Here is a 22,417-nt window from a genome sequence, read left to right as displayed (position 1 = left end):
TTACGCGACGTTAAGCGGCAGTATTCTACTCGTAGCGACCTGTTATCGCAAGATGGATAGCATTACGCCGGGTATTCAACCACCAGGCGACGAGGCGCAACGCGGCCTTCATCGTCAATTTCGCCCATACCGATAAACTTACCGTTTTCACCTTCTGTAACACGAACCAGTCCTTCCAGTGGCGCACCGGATGTACGAACCGGGTTACCATTTTTGAAGTAAACAGAAGACGTTAGCGGAAGATTCACCACCGGGTAGTCCGAAGCTGGACTGTCCATTGGCATCAGTAATGGATCAAGTAATTGTGCCGCCGAAATACCCTGCTGTTCGGCTTGCTCGACAAGTTCACGCAGATGTTCCAGAGTCACCATTCGTTCAACCGGATATTTGCTTACAGCCAGACGGCGCAGATAAATCACATGTGCGCCACAGCCAAGTTTTTCACCCAGGTCATCAATGATGGTGCGGATATAGGTGCCTTTTGAGCAATGAATTTCCAGCTCCAGTTCATTGCCTTCGTGACGAATAAACAGCAACTCATAAACGGTAATCGGTCGTGCTTCACGAGGCACTTCAATGCCCTGACGCGCGTACTCGTACAGTTTTTTACCCTGATATTTCAGCGCAGAATACATCGAAGGGATTTGTTCAATATCGCCACGGAATGAATCGAGTGCCGCCGCCAGTTGCTCTGCACTAAAGGTTACCGGGCGCTCCTCAACGATTTGTCCGTCTGCGTCAGAAGTATCAGTACGCTGTCCAAGACGCGCAATCACCCGATAACGTTTATCAGAGTCCAGCAGGTACTGGGAAAACTTCGTCGCTTCCCCGAGACAAATCGGCAACATGCCGGTCGCCAGCGGGTCCAGCGCGCCGGTATGTCCAGCACGATTGGCGTTATAAATGCGTTTCACTTTTTGCAGCGCATCGTTGCTGGACATACCCTGCGGTTTATCCAGCAACAAAACGCCGTTAATGTCGCGGCCGCGACGACGAGGACGACTCATTAGTCCTCCTTGCTGTCGTCCGGATTAACACGACGTTCTTCGTCATGCTTAACCACACTGGTCACCAGGTTTGACATACGCATCCCTTCAACCAGTGAGTTGTCGTAGAAGAAGGTCAGTTCCGGCACGATACGCAGGCGCATCGCTTTACCAAGCAGGCTGCGGATAAAGCCGGAGGCTTCCTGCAACGCTTTGATGCCCGCTTTTACCGCATCTTCATCTTTGTCGTTGAGGAAAGTTACATACACTTTGGCATAGGCCAGGTCACGAGACATCTCGACACCGGAAACGGTGGTCATCATGCCCAGACGAGGATCTTTAATTTCGCGTTGCAGGATGAGAGCGATCTCTTTTTGCATTTCCTGCGCTACGCGCTGCGGGCGACCAAATTCTTTCGCCATAATAAATTCTCCTGACAAAAAAGGGGCCATAAGCCCCTTTTTAAAATTAATTTCAGGTGGAAGGGCTGTTCACGTAGGCCTGATAAGACGCACGAGCGTCGCGTCAGGCAACGGCTGCCGGATGCGGCGCAAACGCCTTATCCGGCCTACACCCAATCAACCTTAGGCAATCGTACGCTGAATCTCGATGATTTCGAACACTTCGATCACATCGCCAGTGCGCACGTCGTTGTAGTTCTTAACGCCGATACCACACTCCATACCGTTACGGACTTCGTTAACGTCATCTTTGAAGCGGCGCAGGGACTCCAGCTCGCCTTCGTAGATAACCACGTTGTCGCGCAGAACGCGGATCGGGTTGTGACGTTTAACCACACCTTCGGTAACCATACAACCTGCGATGGCACCAAATTTCGGTGATTTGAACACATCGCGAACTTCCGCCAGACCGATGATCTGTTGTTTCAGTTCCGGAGAGAGCATACCGCTCATCGCCGCTTTCACTTCATCGATCAGGTTATAGATGACGGAGTAGTAACGCAGATCCAGGCTTTCAGCCTCAATCACTTTACGCGCAGAGGCATCAGCACGGACGTTGAAGCCAACCAGAATCGCGTTGGATGCAGCCGCCAGGGTCGCGTCGGTTTCGGTGATACCACCTACACCAGAACCGATGATCTTCACTTTTACTTCGTCAGTAGACAGTTTCAGCAAGGAGTCGGAAATCGCTTCTACAGAACCCTGTACGTCAGCCTTCAGAACGATGTTCACTTCATGAACTTCGCCTTCAGTCATGTTGGCGAACATGTTCTCCAGTTTAGATTTCTGCTGACGCGCCAGTTTAACTTCACGGAATTTACCCTGACGATACAGTGCAACTTCACGTGCTTTCTTCTCGTCACGTACAACGGTAACTTCATCACCCGCTGCCGGAACACCGGACAAGCCGAGGATTTCCACCGGAATGGACGGACCTGCTTCCAGTACTTCCTGACCCAGTTCGTTACGCATTGCACGAACACGACCGTATTCGAAGCCACACAGAACGATGTCACCCTTGTGCAGAGTACCTTCACGTACCAGTACAGTTGCAACCGGACCACGACCTTTATCGAGGAAAGATTCGATGACCGCACCGCTCGCCATCCCGTTACGTACGGCTTTCAGTTCCAGGACTTCGGCCTGCAGCAGGATCGCATCCAGCAGTTCGTCGATACCCGTACCCGCTTTTGCAGATACGTGTACGAACTGGCTTTCACCGCCCCACTCTTCCGGCAGGATGCCGTACTGAGACAGTTCGTTTTTAACGCGATCCGGATCGGCTTCTGGCTTATCGATTTTGTTCACTGCAACCACCACAGGCACACCTGCCGCTTTCGCGTGCTGGATTGCTTCGATGGTCTGCGGCATTACGCCGTCATCTGCAGCAACAACCAGAACTACGATGTCAGTTGCCTGCGCACCACGTGCACGCATTGAAGTAAACGCGGCGTGCCCCGGGGTGTCCAGGAAGGTGATCATGCCGTTTTCAGTTTCAACGTGGTATGCACCGATGTGCTGGGTAATGCCACCCGCTTCACCAGAAGCCACTTTCGTTGAACGAATATAGTCCAGCAGAGAAGTTTTACCGTGGTCAACGTGTCCCATGATGGTCACAACCGGTGCACGCGGTTCAGCCGCAGCACCTGTATCACGGTCACTCATTACCGCTTCTTCCAGTTCGTTTTCACGACGCAGGATAACTTTGTGGCCCATCTCTTCGGCAACTAACTGTGCGGTTTCCTGGTCAATGACCTGGTTGATGGTTGCCATTGCACCCAGCTTCATCATCGCTTTGATGACCTGAGAGCCTTTAACCGCCATCTTGTTAGCCAGTTCGCCAACAGTGATGGTTTCACCAATCACGACGTCACGGTTAACAGCCTGAGCTGGTTTCTGGAAGCTCTGCTGCAGCGAAGAACCTTTACGTTTTCCGCCTTTACCACCACGTACTGCTGCGCGCGCTTCTTCGCGATCAGCTTTAGATTCAGAATGTTTATTGCCTTTCTTCGGACGTGCTGCTTTCGCGTTACGGCCACGGCCACGACCGCCTTCGACTTCACGATCGCTTTCGTCTTCTGCCTGGCGAGCATGTTGAGAGGTGGTAACGTGATAATCACTGGAATCTTCAGTCGGTTCCGCGTTATCAGTCCATTTGTTTTCTTCCGCCATACGACGTGCTTCTTCAGCAACGCGACGTGCTTCTTCTTCGAGTTTACGACGTGCTTCTTCTTCAGCTTTGCGCTTAAGCTCTGCAGCTTCCTGCTCACGGCGGGCTTTTTCAGCCTGGGCGGTTTTAGTCATATCGTCTTGTTGATTGCTCACTTTGTCTTTTTCCGCAGCTTCACGTTTTGCTTGTTCAGCGATTTCACGTTTCGCTTGTTCTGCGGCCTCACGTTCAGCTTTTTGTTGCGCCTCGCGTTTGGCCGATTCTTCTGCCTCACGACGGGCTTGCTCTTCCGCTTCACGCTGCGCTTGCTCTTCCGCTGCAAGGCGTTCAGCCTCTTGCGGATCGCGTTTCACAAAGGTGCGTTTCTTGCGGACTTCGATTTGTACCGATTTACTTTTTCCACCGGTACCAGGAATGTTAAGGGTGCTACGTGTTTTACGTTGCAGCGTTAATTTGTCCGGCCCTGAATTTTTCTGATTCAGGTGGTCAATTAAAGCCTGTTTCTCTTGTGCGGTCACAGAGTCGTCAGCAGACTTCCGGATACCTGCATCAGCAAATTGCTGTACCAGGCGTTCCACGGAGGTCTGTCGCTCTGCGGCCAGCGTTTTAATCGTCACATCTGTCATGCTGTTCCTTCCTGCTACAGTTTATTACGCTTCGTCACCGAACCAGCAAATATTACGGGCAGCCATAATCAGTGCTCCGGCTTTTTCGTCGGTCAACCCTTCGATATCAGCCAGATCATCAATGCCCTGTTCGGCGAGATCTTCCAGCGTACAAACGCCACGGGCGGCCAGTTTGAATGCTAAATCACGATCCATCCCTTCAAGATTCAGCAGATCGTCAGCCGGTTTGTTATCACCGAGGCTTTCTTCCTGGGCCTGTGCAATGGTGGCCAGTGCATTTTTAGCACGCTCGCGCAGTGCTTCAACAGTCGGCTCATCAAGGCCTTCAATTTCCAGCAGCTCTTTCATCGGCACGTAGGCCAGTTCTTCCAGAGTCGAGAAGCCTTCTTCTACCAGGACAGTGGCGAAGTCTTCGTCAATGTCGAGATAACGGGTGAAGGTGTCGATCGCTGCGTGCGCTTCCGCCTGATGTTTAGCTTGCAGGTCGTCAACGGTCATTACGTTAAGTTCCCAACCACTCAACTGCGAAGCCAGACGCACGTTCTGACCATTACGCCCAATCGCCTGCGCCAGGTTACCGGCTTCAACAGCGATATCCATGGTGTGTTTATCTTCATCCACCACGATAGAAGCAACGTCTGCCGGTGCCATCGCGTTAATAACGAATTGCGCCGGATTATCATCCCACAGGACGATATCGATACGCTCGCCGCCAAGCTCAGTGGAAACAGCCTGAACACGTGCACCACGCATACCCACGCAAGCACCTACCGGATCGATACGTTTATCGTTGGTTTTCACCGCGATTTTCGCACGAGATCCCGGATCGCGAGCCGCTGCTTTAATTTCAATAACTTCTTCGCCAATTTCCGGCACTTCAATGCGGAACAGTTCGATCAGCATTTCTGGCTTGGAACGGGTAACGAAAAGTTGCGCACCACGCGCTTCCGGGCGAACAGAATAGAGCACGCCACGAACGCGGTCACCTGGGCGGAAGTTCTCACGCGGCAGCATATCTTCACGCAGGATCACAGCTTCAGCATTGTTGCCCAGATCCAGAGAGATATTATCGCGGTTTACTTTTTTCACCACGCCGGTGATGATTTCACCTTCGTGTTCACGGAACTGATCAACAACCATCGCACGTTCGGCTTCACGAACTTTCTGCACGATAACCTGCTTTGCCGTCTGGGTCGTAATACGGTCAAAGGTGACAGACTCAATCTGATCTTCAACGTAATCGCCCAGGTTCAGGCTTTCATCTTCATAACGCGCGGCTTCAAAGGTGATTTCTTTAGTTGGCTGAGTGACTTCATCAACAATCAGCCAACGACGGAAGGTGTCAAAATCACCGCTTTTGCGATCGATCTGTACGCGGACGTCGATCTCTTGTTCATATTTTTTCTTGGTTGCTGTAGCCAGCGCGCTTTCCAACGCTTCGAAAATTTTCTCGCGAGGCAGCGCCTTTTCATTGGAGACGGCTTCAACTACAGCCAAAATTTCTTTGTTCATCGCGGGGTTTTCACCTCATCCAGACTATTAAAAGTGGGGAACCAGGTTCGCCTTCTGGATATTACTCAGCGCGAACACTTCATCTTTACCTTCGACGGTAACTGTGATCATTTCACCGTCTACCGCTTTGATAACGCCCTGCCATTTACGACGGTTTTGTACCGCCATACGGAGTACCAGAGTGACCTCTTCTCCGACAAAACGGGCGTAGTGTTCAGCCGTGAACAGTGGGCGATCGAGACCCGGTGAGGAGACTTCCAGGTTATAAGCAACGGTGATGGGATCTTCAACATCCAACACAGCACTTACCTGGTGGCTCACATCAGCACAATCATCAACATTGATGCCATCTTCACTATCAATATAGATGCGCAGTGTGGATGTGCGACCGCGAATAAACTCGATGCCAACCAGTTCAAAACCCAGGGCCTCAACTGGCGCAGTAATCATCTCTGTTAATTTTTGCTCTAATGTGGACAAGCCCACCCCCAAGACATAAAAAAAGGGCCTAAAGCCCAGTTATTCTGTAGTCAGATAACAAAAAACCCCGATAAATCGGGGCTTTATATAACTGAACCCTATAACCGCAAATGCGGTCTGGAGCACTTTCCAGAAGGATTTTTTCAAATCCCACTACGAAGGCCGAAGTCTTCACAGTATATTTGAAAAAGAACTCTAAGGGAAAGTGGTTGCGGGGGCCGGATTTGAACCGACGACCTTCGGGTTATGAGCCCGACGAGCTACCAGGCTGCTCCACCCCGCGCCTGAAACGTGGCAAATTCTACTTGTTTTGAGTAAAAAATGCAAATACTGCTGGGATTTGGTGTACCGAGACGGGACGTAAAATCTGCGGCCATTATAGTGATCCACGCCACATTTTGTCAACATTTATTGCTAATCATGTGAATGGATATCCAGTTCACTTTCATTTGTTGAATACTTTCATCCTCTCCTTACCTCTCTTAAGCGCATTATTTTACAAAAAACACACTAAACTCTTCCTGTCTCAGATAAAAGATGATTAAATGAAAACTCATTTATTTTGCATAAAAATTCAGTTAGAGCAGAAATACAGGCTCATCATTAGTTAATCAAGCAGGGTGTTATTTTATGACGACGATTCTCAAGCATCTCCCGGTAGGTCAACGTATTGGTATCGCTTTTTCTGGCGGTCTGGACACCAGTGCCGCACTGCTGTGGATGCGACAAAAGGGAGCTGTCCCTTATGCATATACTGCAAATTTGGGCCAGCCAGACGAAGAGGATTATGATGCGATCCCTCGTCGAGCCATGGAATACGGCGCGGAGAACGCTCGTCTGATCGACTGCCGCAAACAACTGGTGGCTGAAGGTATTGCCGCTATTCAGTGTGGTGCTTTCCATAACACCACCGGCGGTCTGACCTATTTTAACACCACGCCACTGGGCCGCGCCGTAACCGGCACCATGCTGGTTGCTGCGATGAAAGAAGATGGCGTTAACATCTGGGGTGATGGCAGCACCTATAAAGGAAACGATATCGAACGTTTCTATCGTTACGGCCTGCTTACCAACGCCGAATTGCAGATTTACAAACCGTGGCTTGATACTGACTTTATTGATGAGTTAGGCGGTCGTCATGAAATGTCTGAATTTATGATTGCCTGCGGTTTCGACTACAAAATGTCGGTTGAAAAAGCCTACTCCACAGACTCCAACATGCTCGGCGCGACGCACGAAGCGAAAGATCTGGAATACCTCAACTCCAGCGTCAAAATCGTCAACCCGATTATGGGTGTGAAATTCTGGGACGAGAGCGTGAAGATCCCGGCAGAAGAAGTCACGGTACGTTTTGAGCTGGGGCATCCGGTAGCGCTAAACGGTAAAACCTTTAGCGACGATGTAGAAATGATGCTTGAAGCCAACCGCATTGGTGGCCGTCACGGCCTGGGCATGAGCGACCAGATCGAAAACCGTATCATCGAAGCGAAAAGCCGTGGTATCTACGAAGCTCCGGGGATGGCTCTGCTGCATATCGCTTATGAACGTCTGCTGACCGGTATTCACAACGAAGACACCATTGAGCAATATCACGCGCATGGTCGCCAGTTGGGACGTCTGCTGTATCAGGGGCGTTGGTTCGACTCCCAGGCGCTGATGCTACGAGACTCCCTGCAACGCTGGGTTGCCAGCCAGATTACAGGTGAAGTTACCCTGGAACTGCGTCGCGGTAACGACTACTCCATCCTCAATACTGTCTCTGACAACCTGACTTATAAGCCAGAGCGTCTGACAATGGAAAAAGGTGACTCAGTGTTCTCACCAGACGATCGTATTGGTCAACTGACCATGCGTAACCTGGATATCACTGACACCCGCGAGAAACTTTTCGGTTATGCCAAAACTGGCCTGCTCTCCTCTTCTGCCGCTTCGGGCGTGCCGCAGGTTGAGAATCTGGAAAACAAAGGTCAGTAATTTCAGAGAGTTCGTGCTAAAGGCCGCCATTGCGGCCTTTTTTTACGGCTAAGAGAATGTGGCCACGCTTGGGATTCACATGTCCGGTTTCGGAGTTAAAGTAAAATTCAAATTAAATAAAGTAAATATCAGTCCATTCTATTTTTACTTTATTCTTTCATGCTCAGTAAAAGGAATGACCAATGAATGGTGAATATTTTGTACGCCTCGCAGTACATACTCTGAAATGTACCCAAAAAGATTTAGCAAACCAGTTAGGTGTTTCCTCAACACAAATTAGCAAGTGGAAAAAAGGGGAACATATGTCTACTGACATGGAAAAAAATTCAGAGATATTACACAAATAGGGCATTACTCTCCTCAACTAGTTGAATGGGCGGGCTCAGTCGAGAATGCTGAGAAATGGGATCGACTTATCCATTTTCTTGCTCAACAAGCTATGGAAGACTCTGAAACGGGTTATATAACACGACCTCTTACTGACGAAGATGGCTTTTTGGTTGAAGAAACAATAGATGTGTTGAACCGCATAGGTTTTCCTTCACCTCTTTCCTTTCCCAAAGAACTTAATATTGACGGCAAAAATGCTGATCATAAAGAGGCTTTTTGGGAGGTCATAGAGAGCAACGCTCATTGTTCCGTAATCAATGATATTTACCATGCTCTGAATGACGTTTATGGATTCTACATAGCATATGTTGATGAGTTAGTTCAGGATGATGATTTAGATGTCTATTCCAACGAAGCCATCAATATTCAGAGTTCATTGATATCACTTGCCGCATGCAAAATTGAAATTGATACTCCTATTGCGTCAAACATTAAACAGTTTCGTTATAAAGTTCAAAAAGACTACGAAAATTGGTTGAATCAACTCAAGATGATGGCATTCAGGGCGGGAATCCCGTTAAGAGCCGAACTTCTGGATATGGTTTATAACACTGCTGACCAACTTAGCGTTGCAGCAGAAGCCGAAAGTTTCGATTTCAATAAATCTCGCATTCATCCTGATATATACATGAACGAGATCCTTACTGGTATGAGAATAATTCACCAGGTGCTTCCGTTAATAATGCAAAAGTTAGAAATTACAGATTTCAAACTGGATGAAACAGACTTACGGGTGGGGAAATAACTATCAGAATGTTTAACTTATAAAAACGAAAAAAGACGCTTTTCAGCGTCTTTCTTTCGGAATATTGGTACTGAGGATGGGACTCGAACCCACAAGCCCGTTAGGGCACTACCACCTCAAGGTAGCGTGTCTACCAATTCCACCACCTCAGCACAGATACTACTCTTAGTTCGGAATATCGCTGGTCGGCTTAGCCGGAGCAGCAGGCTGAGTCTGTTCGGTTTTCGCCGGAGCACTCAGATTTTCCCATTCGCTACCTTTATTGGTTTTATTACTGTTGATATTACCCAACACCAGACTGATGATGAAGAACAACGTTGCCAGCACAGCCGTCATACGGGTCATGAAGTTACCAGAACCACTTGAACCAAACAGCGTAGCGGAAGCGCCTGCTCCGAAGGAGGCTCCCATATCAGCGCCTTTACCTTGCTGCAGCATGATCAGACCAACAAGGCCAATTGCTACAATAAGGAAAACTACTAAAAGAGCTTCGTACATAATCAACCTGTTCCTTGCGGAGTTGCCGCGTACCAATGCTTCAACCAATAAAGCGGGATAATTTAATCTTTCCCACTGAAGCGGGTGTGAATACTAACCAAAGCGAATGACCTTCGCAAGGGCAATTTTATTGCATTGTATCAACTGCGGAAAAAAACAGCAAAACCGATGTACATAAGTAGAACAAAGGCGACAATCGCCGCCTTTTTAGCCAGTTAGCAATCGCATTAAACCGCTTTTACCGCATCAGCGATACGGTGGGCAAATTCAGTCACCTGTGCTTCGTCTTCACCTTCGACCATCACGCGAATCAACGGCTCGGTGCCAGATTTACGCAGCAGCACGCGTCCACGGCTACCCAGCGCCGCTTCAACTTCCGCTGTCACGGCTTTAACTGATTCATGCTCAAGCGGATCGCCGCTGCCTGCGGTATAACGCACGTTAACCAGAATCTGCGGGAACATTTTCATGCCACTGCAAAGGTCGTGCAGACTCATGTGGTTGCGCGCCATCGCCGCCAGTACCTGCAAACCGGCAACGATGCCGTCACCGGTGGTGGTTTTATCCAGCAGAATCACATGACCGGAGTTCTCCGCGCCGATGCGCCAGCCTTTCTCCTGCATTTTTTCCAGTACATAGCGGTCGCCCACTTTTGCGCGAGCAAATGGAATACCTAGCTGTTTCAGCGCCAATTCCAGCCCCATATTGCTCATTAATGTGCCCACTACGCCACCACGCAACTGCCCCTGACGAAGACCTTCACGCGCGATGATATACATGATCTGATCGCCATCGACTTTATTGCCTTCATGGTCAACCATGATGACGCGGTCGCCGTCGCCGTCAAAGGCAATGCCGAGATCCGCTTTTTCAGCCAGTACACGCGCCTGTAATGCACGAACATCAGTTGCCCCCACTTCGGCATTGATGTTTACACCATTCGGCTCACAACCGATGGCGATTACGTTCGCTCCCAGCTCGCGCAGTACATTTGGAGCGATGTGATAGGTTGCACCATTTGCGCAATCCACCACAATCTTCAGTTCACTGAGGCTAAGTTCGTTCGGGAACGTGGCTTTGCAAAATTCGATATAGCGACCCGCAGCATCAACAATACGGCTGGCTTTACCCAGTTCTGCCGAATCAACGCAGCTAATCTCTTTTTCCATTTCAGCTTCAATGGCTTCTTCGACTGCATCTGGCAGTTTAGTGCCGTCGATGGAAAAGAATTTAATACCATTATCGTAGAACGGGTTATGCGATGCAGAAATCACAATCCCGGCCTCTGCACGAAAGGTGCGTGTCAGATAAGCCACCGCCGGTGTTGGCATCGGGCCGGTGAAGAGCGCGGAAAGGCCCGCTGCCGCCAGGCCGGCTTCCAACGCCGACTCCAACATATAGCCAGAAATACGGGTATCTTTGCCGATAATGATCTTACGGGAGCCGTGCCGCGCCAGTACTTTACCCGCAGCCCAGCCCAGTTTAAGCACAAAATCAGGTGTGATCGGCGCATCCCCAACACGACCACGAATCCCATCGGTCCCGAAATATTTACGATTACTCATAGCGTTTATTTTCCTTTGCAGACAGAGTGGCTTCCACCACCCGCATCGCTTCTACGGTTTCTTTGACGTCATGAACACGAATAATGTGCGCGCCCTGCATTGCGGCAATTACCGCACAAGCCAGACTGCCGCTCAGACGCTCAGACGGCCCAACATTCAGTAGCTGTCCAATCATCGATTTTCGTGACATACCCACCAACAGCGGCAGATTGAAATGATGAAATTCAGCCAGACGCGCCAGTAATGAATAGTTATGGGAGAGATTTTTACCGAAACCGAATCCGGGGTCGAGCAACAATTTCTCTTTTGCGATACCCGCCTGTTCACAACGTGCTATTTGCTCAATAAAGTAGCGATTCACTTCAGCAAAGACATCATCATATTTCGGTGCTTCCTGCATGGTCTTTGGATTTCCCTGCATATGCATCAGACATACGGGTAAACCGGTTTCCGCAGCCGCTTCCAGAGCACCTGGCTCGGAAAGGGATCGGATATCGTTAATGATGTGAGCGCCCACTCTTGCCGATTCCCGGATGACTTCCGGTTTAGAAGTATCGACCGAGATCCAAACTTCGAATCGTTGCGCAATTGCCTCAACCACCGGAATAACACGCTGCAACTCTTCTTCAACACTCACTTCCGCTGCCCCTGGACGCGTGGACTCTCCACCAACGTCAATGATCGTCGCGCCAGCGTTGATCATCAGGTTCGCATGTTTCACTGCATCAGTCAGTGAGTTATGCGTACCGCCATCAGAGAAAGAATCTGGCGTAACGTTGAGGATCCCCATTACGTGAGGATGGCTAAGATCCAGTGAAGAGCCCTGGGCAAAGAGTTTCATGGTGTTATCCCTGGTATAAATTGATAAGAAAAAACCCCGGAGCACGCCCCGGGGTTTTCGGTACAAATACAGTCATCTGATGCGGGAACTTACTTGTCGCCTAACTGCTCTGACATGGTATTACCCGGATTTGGCGTGCGTGGTTCATCAACCGGACGCGGTGCCTTTGGAGTGCCATTATTGTCAGAATTGTTAGATGCTCCCGACTCTTCCCAACCTGCAGGCGGACGTACATCGCGACGCGCCATCAGGTCATCAATCTGCGGTGCGTCGATGGTCTCATATTTCATGAGTGCATCTTTCATCGCATGCAGGATATCCAGGTTGTCGTTCAACAACTGACGCGCACGATTGTAGTTACGTTCAATCAGTGACTTCACTTCCTGGTCGATGATACGCGCAGTTTCATCGGACATATGTTTAGCTTTGGCCACGCTACGACCGAGGAAAACTTCACCTTCTTCTTCCGCATACAGTAGCGGACCGAGTTTCTCAGAGAAGCCCCACTGGGTCACCATGTTACGCGCCAGGTTGGTCGCAACTTTAATGTCGTTGGACGCCCCGGTAGAAACATGTTCCGGTCCGTAGATGATCTCTTCTGCCAGACGACCGCCGTACAGGGTACTGATCTGGCTTTCCAGTTTCTGACGGCTGGCACTGATAGCATCGCCTTCAGGCAGGAAGAAGGTCACACCCAACGCACGACCGCGCGGGATAATCGTTACTTTGTGTACCGGATCGTGTTCCGGCACCAGGCGACCGATAATCGCATGGCCTGCTTCGTGATACGCGGTGGACTCTTTCTGCGCTTCCGTCATCACCATGGAGCGACGTTCCGCGCCCATCATGATTTTGTCTTTCGCTTTCTCGAACTCAACCATCGAAACAACTCGTTTATTGCCACGTGCAGCGAACAGTGCTGCTTCGTTCACCAGGTTAGCCAGATCTGCGCCAGAGAAGCCCGGTGTACCACGGGCGATAATTGCCGCATCAACATCTGGTGCCAGCGGTACGCGACGCATGTGAACTTTCAGGATCTGCTCACGACCACGAACATCTGGCAAACCAACCACAACCTGACGGTCGAAACGACCAGGACGCAGCAGCGCCGGGTCGAGAACGTCCGGGCGGTTAGTCGCAGCGATCACGATGATACCTTCGTTACCTTCGAAGCCGTCCATCTCAACCAGCATCTGGTTAAGTGTCTGTTCACGTTCATCGTGACCACCACCCAGCCCCGCGCCACGCTGGCGGCCTACGGCATCGATTTCATCAATAAAGATGATACACGGAGCCGCTTTCTTCGCCTGTTCGAACATGTCACGTACACGAGATGCACCAACACCAACGAACATTTCAACGAAGTCAGAACCAGAAATGGTAAAGAACGGAACTTTCGCTTCGCCTGCAATGGCTTTCGCCAGCAACGTTTTACCAGTACCCGGAGGACCAACCATCAGAACCCCTTTCGGGATCTTACCGCCCAGTTTCTGGAAGCGGCTCGGCTCACGCAGATACTCAACCAGCTCAGCAACTTCTTCTTTTGCTTCGTCGCAACCAGCAACGTCAGCAAAGGTCGTTTTGATCTGATCTTCCGTCAACATACGTGCTTTGCTCTTACCGAACGACATAGCACCTTTGCCACCGCCGCCCTGCATTTGACGCATGAAAAAGATCCAGACACCAATCAGCAACAGCATCGGGAACCAGGAGATGAAGATAGAAGCCAGCAGGCTTGGCTCTTCAGGCGGTTCACCGACAACCTTGACGTTCTTGGTCAACAGGTTATCCAGTAGTTTTGGATCCTGAACCGGAATGTAAGTGGTATAACGGTTACTATCTTTCTTGGTAACGTTGATTTCACGTCCGTTGATACGCGCTTCACGAACCTGGTCGTTATTGACCTCTTGTAGGAAGGTAGAGTAATCCACCTTACGGCCATTAGACTCGCTGGGCCCAAAGCTCTGGAATACTGACATCAGCACAACGGCAATGACCAGCCAGAGTATTAGGTTTTTCGCCATGTCACTCAAGGGATTAACCTCTTATTACAACTGTGTTAAAAACAGCGTCAGGATACTCTATATCCAGCATCTTTCAAACTTTCGTCTGAAATCTCCCGGTTAGGGTTTACGCCCGGTCGCTACAATATACACTTCCCGCGAACGTGCACGAGAAGAGTCCGGCTTACGAACTTTAACCTTCGTAAACAGGGAGCGAATTTCCCTTAGATACTCATCGAAACCTTCGCCCTGGAACACCTTCACTACAAAACTGCCACCCGGCGCTAACACATCACGACACATTTCTAGCGCCAGTTCCACCAGATACATGGCACGGGGGATATCCACCGCCGGTGTTCCGCTCATGTTTGGTGCCATATCTGACATGACAACCTGGACTTTGCTGTCGCCTACACGCTCCAGCAGAGCCTTCATGACCAGTTCATCACGAAAATCGCCCTGAAGAAAGTCCACACCAACGATAGGATCCATAGGTAAAAGATCGCAAGCGATGATACGGCCTTTGCCGCCAATTTGGGTGACTACATATTGTGACCAACCACCCGGCGCGGCGCCAAGGTCGACTACCGTCATTCCCGGTTTAAAGAGTTTGTCACTTTGCTGTATTTCATCAAGTTTAAACCAGGCACGGGAACGTAACCCCTTTTTCTGTGCCTGTTGAACATATTTATCGCTAAAGTGTTCCTGAAGCCAGCGGCTGGAACTGGCAGAACGCTTCTTACCTGTCATTTAACTTTCCCATTGGGATAACTCATCGTAACCAATTGCGTAAATTTTTACGCGCCTATTTGGTGATATATGGGAGATGGCGGTAGAATGACCCGTTTTCAATCCCAACGTAAGCAAAAAAATACGATGAATCTGAGTACTAAACAAAAACAGCACCTGAAAGGTCTGGCACATCCGCTCAAGCCAGTTGTTCTGCTTGGCAGTAATGGTTTGACCGAAGGGGTGCTGGCCGAGATTGAACAAGCGCTAGAGCACCATGAACTCATCAAGGTGAAAATCGCAACAGAAGATCGCGAAACTAAAACCTTGATCGTGGAAGCTATCGTGCGCGAAACCGGCGCCTGTAATGTACAGGTCATCGGTAAAACGCTGGTGCTTTATCGCCCAACTAAAGAACGTAAAATCTCGCTGCCACGCTAAGATTATCCTAAAGTTACACACATTTTCTGTGTAAAACGAGGGATTTTCCGCAGGCAGGAGAGCAAAATGCCACGCTCTGTTCGTTGATAAAAGGCCGCATAGCGGCCTTTTTCCTTTCTTTACAATACATCAACATTTTGAGTATTGGGTAATTCTTACAGGTATTCCACCTTAATTACTTCAAATTCTACTTCGCCGCCCGGCGTTTTGATGACCACAACATCATCTTCTTCTTTGCCGATCAAGCCACGAGCGATAGGCGAGTTTACAGAAATCAGGTTTTGTTTAAAGTCAGCTTCGTCATCACCTACGATGCGATAAGTCTGCTCTTCATCAGAATCCAGATTCAACACCGTTACGGTAGCACCAAAAATAACGCGACCATTGTTCGGCATTTTGGTGACATCGATTACCTGAGCGTTCGACAGCTTGGCTTCGATATCTTTAATACGGCCTTCGCAGAAGCCCTGCTGCTCACGAGCTGCGTGGTATTCGGCGTTCTCTTTCAGATCGCCATGTTCACGCGCTTCAGCAATAGCAGCAATGATTTCAGGACGGCGCACAGATTTCAGAAAATCCAGCTCTTCGCGTAATTTTTCAGCGCCGCGTAAGGTCATCGGAATAGCTTGCATTTGTTATACCTCTTGAATATTCCTGATGGGGCGAGTCTCCACCCACCCCGGCTGTTCGGTCAGCCCGGCATAACTCCTCACCAGGGCCAGAAGCAAAAAAATACCGACCCGGAAACAGGTCCCAGGTCAGCTACAATTCACATTTTGATGGTCATTTTACCCTGAAGTTCCCGAAGGGTCATCGTTTACTTTATAGGGTGTTGCGCCGTAGTATGACGGCTCGATTCCAGGTTGTTAGCGCGAGATTATGCGATTTTCCAGATTTATCATCGGATTGACCAGCGGTATAGCGTTCAGTGTTCAGGCCGCGAATGTTGATGAGTACATTACTCAACTCCCCGCAGGTGCCAACCTTGCCCTGATGGTGCAAAAAGTCGGCGCGTCTGCCCCCACTATTGATTACCACAGTCAGCAGATGGCGCTACCCGCCAGTACGCAAAAAGTCATCACTGCGCTGGCGGCATTGATTCAACTCGGCCCCGACTTTCGTTTTACCACCACGTTGGAAACCAAAGGTAATGTGGAAAACGGTGTGCTTAAAGGTGACTTAGTGGCGCGATTTGGTGCCGATCCGACGCTAAAACGTCAGGATATTCGCAATATGGTAACAACCCTGAAAAAATCTGGCATCACGCAAATCAATGGCAACGTGCTTATAGATACCTCCATTTTTGCCAGTCACGATAAGGCTCCCGGCTGGCCTTGGAACGATATGACACAATGCTTTAGCGCTCCGCCAGCCGCCGCTATCGTTGACCGCAATTGCTTCTCTGTCTCGCTCTACAGCGCACAAAAGCCCGGTGATATGGCTTTTATTCGCGTGGCATCTTATTACCCCGTTACGATGTTCAGTCAGGTACGCACCCTCCCCCGTGGTTCTGCCGAAGCGCAATATTGCGAGCTGGATGTCGTGCCTGGTGACCTTAACCGCTTTACGCTAACTGGATGCCTGCCACAACGTTCTGAGCCTCTTCCATTGGCCTTTGCCGTACAGGATGGTGCCAGCTATGCTGGGGCGATTCTGAAAGATGAGCTTAAACAGGCAGGCATCACCTATACCGGCACACTGCTGCGCCAGACACAGGTTAATGAGCCGGGAACGGTGGTCGCCAGCAAACAGTCGGCCCCTTTGCATGATCTGCTTAAGATTATGCTGAAAAAATCGGACAACATGATCGCAGATACCGTCTTTCGAATGATTGGTCATGCGCGCTTTAATGTGCCTGGTACATGGCGAGCCGGCTCCGATGCCGTGCGCCAGATCCTGCGTCAGCAAGCCGGTGTCGATATTGGCAACACCATTATTGCCGATGGTTCAGGGCTTTCACGACATAACCTGATTGCGCCAGCCACCATGATGCAAGTGCTACAATACATTGCCCAGCATGATAACGAGCTTAACTTTATCTCCATGCTGCCGCTGGCAGGCTATGACGGCTCGTTACAGTACCGTGCCGGTCTGCATCAGGCGGGGGTAGATGGCAAAGTTTCGGCAAAAACAGGATCGTTACAAGGCGTGTATAACCTGGCGGGATTCATTACCACGGCAAGTGGGCAACGGATGGCATTTGTACAATATCTTTCTGGCTATGCGGTAGAACCGGCGGATCAACGTAATCGCCGCATTCCGTTGGTGCGCTTTGAAAGCCGCTTGTACAAAGATATTTATCAGAACAATTAGTTAAAAAGAAACCCCGGCGCAGTGCCGGGGTTTTGCTGATTAACGCTTGTAAATGAACTCAACGCCCTCTTCGTCGTCTTCGTCCCAGTCGTCATCCCAGTCTTCATCATCCTCTTCAGCAATCTCTTCAAGCTGCTGACGGTGATAATCATCCCACATGAATTCGACTTTCTCTGGCTGTTTCGCTTCTTCGGCCTGCACCACTGGGTTTTCGATGATAAAGGTCATCACATCCCAGCAGAGGTCTTTCACGCCCAGCCCGCTCGCTGCAGAGATCAGATAATATTTATCTTCCCAACCCAGCGCCTCAGCGATGGCTTTCGCTTTCTCTTCGGCTTCCGCTTTATCCAGCAGGTCAATCTTGTTGAAGACTAACCAGCGTGGTTTCGCCGCCAGATCCTGGCTGTATTTTTCCAGCTCGCTAATAATAATGCGCGCGTTCTCAACCGGATCGGTGCCGTCAATCGGATCGATATCGATAAGGTGCAGCAATACGCGGCAACGTTCCAGATGCTTCAGGAAGCGGATCCCCAGACCTGCACCTTCAGCAGCACCTTCAATCAGCCCCGGAATATCAGCAACAACGAAGCTCTTCTCATTGTCCATACGAACCACGCCAAGGCTTGGCACCAGAGTGGTAAACGGATAGTCCGCCACTTTCGGTTTAGCCGCAGATACTGCGCGGATAAAGGTCGATTTACCAGCGTTTGGCATCCCCAGCATCCCGACATCAGCCAGCAGCATCAGCTCCAGCAGCAGCTCACGCTTATCACCTGGCGTACCGTTGGTTTTCTGCCGGGGAGTACGGTTAACCGATGATTTGAAGCGGGTGTTGCCCAGGCCGTGCCAGCCGCCCTTAGCAACCAGCAGGCGCTGACCGTGTTTGGTCATATCGCCCATGGTTTCACCAGTGCCCTGATCGATAACACGCGTACCTACTGGCACTTTAATCGTCACGTCTTTACCACGCTTACCGGTACAGTCGCGGCTTGCACCGTTCTGACCGCGCTCTGCACGGAAAGATTTTTCAAAACGGTAATCGATAAGCGTGTTCAGGTTCTCGTCGGCTTCCATCCATACGTCGCCGCCGTCACCACCATCGCCGCCATCCGGGCCGCCTTTCGGAATATATTTTTCGCGGCGGAAGCTCACACAACCATTGCCGCCATCACCTGCAACGACCAGAATCGATGCTTCATCAACAAACTTCATTTTATTCTCCGTAAATCATTCGCCTGCGCGGGGTTGCGATACCACCGTTGTATGCTTACGTAATCCGCCCCAAATACGATGACCAATGGCGGAATACATCGCGCCCGCAACCACGACAAACGCACCGAGATAACCTAAAAGGTTTAACATCGGTCTGGCGAAGAAATCGGGCCAGGCCAGTGATAAAAGATCTGAAAAAAACAGCGTAAACAGTGGAGTAAGCGTGATGATCGCGCTCACCTGCGCTGCCTGCCAGCGTGCCATCGCTTCCGCCAGGGCGCCATATCCTACCAACGTATTCAGCCCGCAAAAAATTAAACATGCGAGTTGCCAGTTGCTAAGCTGCGCTATCACCCCTGGTTTCGCCAGTGGGAAGAGCGCAATTGTACATAAAGTGTACAGCAAAAACAGGATCTGCGGTGATGCCAACCGACGCAATAAAACCTTTTGCGCCACGCCATAACTCACCCAGACCGTTGCAGCACCGACACCAAAGATAACACCCCAGGTGTAATCGGTGAGCTTTGTAAAAATCTCAACCAGACTGGTGTTAAAGAACATCACCAGCCCACTCAGAAGCATCAATGCTCCCACTACCTGAGTGCTACGCATTTTCTCTTTCAGGATAAATACGCTGGCAACCATCATGCCAACCGGCGAGAGTTGCCCTATCACCTGCGAGGCGGTAGGACTCAAGTATTGCAAGGATGAGCTGAACAGGATGAAATTCCCAAACAGTCCGGCAGTCGCCACCGCCAGTAATATCACCCAACGTGGCTTACGAAACACGCGTAATGGCGGCAGCTTTTTCTTCACTGCAAGAATGGCACCAAGGCCAATACTCGCCATCAAGAAACGGTAAAACACGATTGTCGGAGGTTCCATCACCTCCAGCACCTGCTTCATTGCGATTGGCAACGCCCCCCAGCAAATTGCTGTGGTGAGCGCCAAAAGAATGCCAATGCCTGCCTGCTGCTTCATACCGTATTCCCTGCAAAACGCATTTGCGGATTAACGCCGCACGATGCGCATTTTTACCGGTTGTCGAATGTAAAAAGCCCCGCAACACGTTGCGGGGCTTTCATCCGTTACCGGGACGCGAAAAACTTATTCAGCTTCGATGCTGATAAACTTACGGTTTTTCGGGCCTTTAACTTCGAATTTCACTTTACCGTCTGCTTTAGCAAACAGAGTGTGGTCACGACCGCAACCTACGTTGGTGCCCGCGTGGAATTTAGTACCACGTTGACGAACGATGATGCTACCCGCCAGAACGGATTCGCCACCGAAACGCTTAACGCCCAGGCGTTTAGCTTCTGAATCGCGACCGTTACGTGTGGAGCCGCCAGCCTTTTTATGTGCCATTTGAAATCTCTCCTCAGGTCTTAGGCGCTGATGCCAGTAATTTTCACATCAGTGAACCACTGACGATGGCCCTGCTGCTTACGATAGTGTTTACGACGGCGAAACTTAACGATTTTAACTTTCTCGCCACGACCGTGAGCAACAACTTCAGCTTTGATTACGCCGCCATCAACGAAAGGAACGCCGATTTTGACTTCTTCACCGTTTGCGATCATCAGAACTTCTGCGAACTCAACAGTTTCGCCAGTTGCGATGTCCAGCTTTTCCAGGCGAACGGTCTGACCTTCGCTTACTCGGTGTTGTTTACCACCACTTTGGAAAACCGCGTACATATAAAACTCCGCTTCCGCGCACACCTTTTCAATGATTCAGAGCGCGCTATAAATATTCACAATAGGGCGCGAATATTACGCAAAACGCACGCCTTTGACAAGTGCTACAGTCAATACACGAAGAAAAAAAACACAACTTGTACGGTAACGTTTATCTGTGCCATTTTTTCAGTACAATCACCCTATATTCCTAACCATAAACCCTAAGTTGCCTTTGTTCACAGTAAGGTAATCGGGGCGAAAAGCCCGGCTTTTGCGATGAATTTAGAAAAAATCAATGAGTTAACCGCGCAAGATATGGCGGGTGTTAATGCGGCAATTCTCGAGCAGCTTAATTCCGAAGTCCAACTGATCAATCAGTTAGGCTATTACATCGTCAGCGGCGGGGGTAAACGCATTCGCCCGATGATTGCTGTACTGGCTGCACGAGCTGTTGGCTATGAGGGGAATGCGCATGTCACTATCGCCGCCCTGATCGAGTTTATCCACACGGCGACCCTGCTACACGACGACGTTGTGGATGAATCAGATATGCGCAGGGGTAAAGCTACCGCCAACGCCGCGTTTGGCAATGCTGCCAGCGTGTTGGTTGGTGATTTTATTTATACCCGCGCTTTCCAGATGATGACCAGCCTCGGCTCGCTCAAAGTGCTGGAAGTGATGTCCGAAGCGGTAAACGTCATCGCAGAAGGTGAAGTGCTGCAACTGATGAACGTTAACGACCCGGACATCACCGAAGAAAACTACATGCGCGTTATTTACAGCAAAACCGCGCGCCTGTTTGAGGCTGCTGCTCAGTGTTCCGGAATTCTGGCAGGTTGTACGCCAGAAGAAGAAAAAGGTCTGCAGGATTATGGTCGCTACCTCGGCACCGCTTTCCAGCTAATCGACGATTTGCTCGATTACAATGCCGACGGTGAACAGTTGGGTAAAAACGTCGGGGACGATCTGAACGAAGGTAAACCAACGTTACCGCTGCTGCATGCAATGCATCATGGCACACCGGAACAAGCGCAGATGATCCGTACCGCCATTGAGCAAGGCAACGGGCGTCATCTTCTGGAACCTGTTCTGGAAGCAATGAACGCTTGTGGTTCTCTCGAATGGACGCGTCAGCGTGCCGAGGAAGAAGCAGATAAAGCTATTGAAGCATTACAGGTACTCCCGGACACTCCGTGGCGAGAGGCATTAATCGGCCTCGCGCACATCGCTGTTCAACGCGATCGCTAATCCCTTCCCTGTATCCCGCGCATTGCGCGGGATAATTCCAGTAAGCTCCATAAAAATACTTATTCAGCGCAATACTCTCTGAATAATCAGGTCATTTTCTTTATATATTCTGAATCTTCACGCTATTTACATGAACTTTTTAGAGCAATTCGCCATCAGGAGTATAGTGATGCTCGACAGAACGCATGTTCTGAATGAAAGCGACTAACTTAAGGAGTGAGGAAAGATGGAGAATAATTTCATTGACTGGCATCCTGCCGACATCATTGCTGGTTTGCGGAAAAAAGGAACATCAATGGCTGCGGAGTCTCGCAGAAATGGTTTAAGTTCTTCGACGCTGGCAAATGCATTATCACGTCCCTGGCCGAAGGGAGAGATGATTATTGCGAAAGCATTAGGAACGGAACCTTGGGTAATCTGGCCATCACGCTATCACGATCCGCAGACACATGCGTTTATCGACAGAACACAGTTAATGCGCAGCTACACCAAACCGAAAAAATGAGTTGTCTGGCGGTAGCCCCGCGAACGGGGCTGCCAGCTT

General features: G+C 50.0%; 20 protein-coding genes, 2 tRNA genes and 1 pseudogene. 6 read left to right on the top strand and 17 right to left on the bottom strand.

What is annotated here, in order from left to right:
- Nucleotides 1–62 precede the first annotated feature (62 nt).
- From truB to C7B16_RS07415, 6 genes are all read right to left on the bottom strand, one after another.
- Nucleotides 63–1,007, bottom strand: coding sequence for a tRNA pseudouridine(55) synthase TruB (truB, locus tag C7B16_RS07440; protein WP_000089692.1), 945 nt, complete (start codon nt 1,005–1,007; stop codon nt 63–65).
- On the bottom strand, nt 1,007–1,408 hold the full coding sequence (rbfA, locus tag C7B16_RS07435) for a 30S ribosome-binding factor RbfA (protein ID WP_001040205.1): 402 nt from the start codon (nt 1,406–1,408) through the stop codon (nt 1,007–1,009). The genes truB and rbfA overlap by 1 nt, the downstream gene beginning before the upstream one ends.
- A gap of 162 nt (nt 1,409–1,570) precedes the next feature.
- Entirely contained in the window at nt 1,571–4,243 is a 2,673-nt protein-coding gene (infB, locus tag C7B16_RS07430; RefSeq protein ID WP_105270059.1) for a translation initiation factor IF-2, read from the bottom strand.
- Between the two features lie 24 nt (nt 4,244–4,267).
- Nucleotides 4,268–5,755, bottom strand: a complete 1,488-nt coding sequence (gene nusA / locus C7B16_RS07425) for a transcription termination factor NusA (protein ID WP_107179531.1) — start codon at nt 5,753–5,755, stop codon at nt 4,268–4,270.
- A gap of 27 nt (nt 5,756–5,782) precedes the next feature.
- Complete coding sequence (rimP, locus tag C7B16_RS07420; RefSeq protein WP_001300397.1) at nt 5,783–6,235, bottom strand: ribosome maturation factor RimP; 453 nt, start codon at nt 6,233–6,235, stop codon at nt 5,783–5,785.
- Between the two features lie 206 nt (nt 6,236–6,441).
- Nucleotides 6,442–6,518: transfer RNA gene (locus C7B16_RS07415), tRNA-Met, on the bottom strand.
- 347 nt (nt 6,519–6,865) lie between these two features.
- On the opposite strand from C7B16_RS07415, the gene argG reads away from it, so the two are divergent.
- Nucleotides 6,866–8,209: an argininosuccinate synthase gene (gene argG / locus C7B16_RS07410; protein WP_001517161.1), complete on the top strand. Its 1,344-nt coding sequence runs from the start codon at nt 6,866–6,868 to the stop codon at nt 8,207–8,209.
- Nucleotides 8,210–8,391: 182 nt separating this feature from the next.
- Nucleotides 8,392–9,344: pseudogene (locus C7B16_RS07405) on the top strand (helix-turn-helix domain-containing protein).
- Between the two features lie 65 nt (nt 9,345–9,409).
- Here C7B16_RS07405 and C7B16_RS07400 read toward each other — a convergent pair.
- The 6 genes from C7B16_RS07400 to rlmE form a co-directional block, all read right to left on the bottom strand.
- Nucleotides 9,410–9,496 (bottom strand) — tRNA-Leu (locus C7B16_RS07400).
- 13 nt (nt 9,497–9,509) lie between these two features.
- On the bottom strand, nt 9,510–9,842 hold the full coding sequence (secG, locus tag C7B16_RS07395; protein ID WP_001517162.1) for a preprotein translocase subunit SecG: 333 nt from the start codon (nt 9,840–9,842) through the stop codon (nt 9,510–9,512).
- Between the two features lie 227 nt (nt 9,843–10,069).
- Nucleotides 10,070–11,407, bottom strand: coding sequence for a phosphoglucosamine mutase (gene glmM / locus C7B16_RS07390; RefSeq protein WP_000071146.1), 1,338 nt, complete (start codon nt 11,405–11,407; stop codon nt 10,070–10,072).
- Nucleotides 11,400–12,248, bottom strand: a complete 849-nt coding sequence (gene folP / locus C7B16_RS07385) for a dihydropteroate synthase (RefSeq protein WP_000764718.1) — start codon at nt 12,246–12,248, stop codon at nt 11,400–11,402. Before folP ends, glmM begins: the two co-directional genes overlap by 8 nt.
- An 89-nt stretch (nt 12,249–12,337) precedes the next feature.
- Nucleotides 12,338–14,272, bottom strand: coding sequence for an ATP-dependent zinc metalloprotease FtsH (ftsH, locus tag C7B16_RS07380; RefSeq protein ID WP_001107478.1), 1,935 nt, complete (start codon nt 14,270–14,272; stop codon nt 12,338–12,340).
- A gap of 99 nt (nt 14,273–14,371) precedes the next feature.
- Nucleotides 14,372–15,001, bottom strand: coding sequence for a 23S rRNA (uridine(2552)-2'-O)-methyltransferase RlmE (gene rlmE, locus C7B16_RS07375; protein ID WP_000145975.1), 630 nt, complete (start codon nt 14,999–15,001; stop codon nt 14,372–14,374).
- A gap of 126 nt (nt 15,002–15,127) precedes the next feature.
- Here rlmE and yhbY point away from each other — a divergent pair, with 126 nt between their 5' ends.
- Entirely contained in the window at nt 15,128–15,421 is a 294-nt protein-coding gene (yhbY, locus tag C7B16_RS07370; RefSeq protein WP_001054420.1) for a ribosome assembly RNA-binding protein YhbY, read from the top strand.
- Between the two features lie 155 nt (nt 15,422–15,576).
- Here yhbY and greA read toward each other — a convergent pair whose 3' ends face one another.
- Complete coding sequence (gene greA, locus C7B16_RS07365; RefSeq protein WP_001148001.1) at nt 15,577–16,053, bottom strand: transcription elongation factor GreA; 477 nt, start codon at nt 16,051–16,053, stop codon at nt 15,577–15,579.
- Between the two features lie 247 nt (nt 16,054–16,300).
- On the opposite strand from greA, the gene dacB reads away from it, so the two are divergent.
- On the top strand, nt 16,301–17,734 hold the full coding sequence (dacB, locus tag C7B16_RS07360) for a serine-type D-Ala-D-Ala carboxypeptidase (RefSeq protein WP_001212669.1): 1,434 nt from the start codon (nt 16,301–16,303) through the stop codon (nt 17,732–17,734).
- A gap of 39 nt (nt 17,735–17,773) precedes the next feature.
- On the opposite strand, the gene cgtA is transcribed toward dacB, so the two are convergent.
- From cgtA to rplU, 4 genes are all read right to left on the bottom strand, one after another.
- A complete protein-coding gene (cgtA, locus tag C7B16_RS07355; RefSeq protein ID WP_000673561.1) occupies nt 17,774–18,946 on the bottom strand; it encodes an Obg family GTPase CgtA in 1,173 nt (390 codons plus the stop codon).
- Between the two features lie 15 nt (nt 18,947–18,961).
- Nucleotides 18,962–19,927: a DMT family transporter gene (locus C7B16_RS07350; RefSeq protein WP_107179530.1), complete on the bottom strand. Its 966-nt coding sequence runs from the start codon at nt 19,925–19,927 to the stop codon at nt 18,962–18,964.
- Nucleotides 19,928–20,053: 126 nt separating this feature from the next.
- Complete coding sequence (gene rpmA / locus C7B16_RS07345; RefSeq protein WP_000940596.1) at nt 20,054–20,311, bottom strand: 50S ribosomal protein L27; 258 nt, start codon at nt 20,309–20,311, stop codon at nt 20,054–20,056.
- Between the two features lie 20 nt (nt 20,312–20,331).
- Nucleotides 20,332–20,643, bottom strand: coding sequence for a 50S ribosomal protein L21 (rplU, locus tag C7B16_RS07340; protein WP_000271401.1), 312 nt, complete (start codon nt 20,641–20,643; stop codon nt 20,332–20,334).
- A gap of 258 nt (nt 20,644–20,901) precedes the next feature.
- Between rplU and ispB the strand changes: the two genes are divergently transcribed.
- Together ispB and sfsB are read left to right on the top strand one after the other, a co-directional pair.
- Nucleotides 20,902–21,873: an octaprenyl diphosphate synthase gene (ispB, locus tag C7B16_RS07335; RefSeq protein WP_001047349.1), complete on the top strand. Its 972-nt coding sequence runs from the start codon at nt 20,902–20,904 to the stop codon at nt 21,871–21,873.
- A gap of 226 nt (nt 21,874–22,099) precedes the next feature.
- The gene (gene sfsB / locus C7B16_RS07330) at nt 22,100–22,378 is read left to right on the top strand and encodes a DNA-binding transcriptional regulator SfsB (protein WP_000429729.1); all 279 of its coding nucleotides are present in this window, start codon (nt 22,100–22,102) and stop codon (nt 22,376–22,378) included.
- Nucleotides 22,379–22,417 lie beyond the last annotated feature (39 nt).

It is taken from the genome of Escherichia sp. 20412-1, assembly GCF_003027595.1.
GTDB lineage: Bacteria > Pseudomonadota > Gammaproteobacteria > Enterobacterales > Enterobacteriaceae > Escherichia > Escherichia marmotae.
Note: the sequence above shows the minus strand (reverse complement) of the source record. Positions and strands in the feature narration are given on the sequence as shown.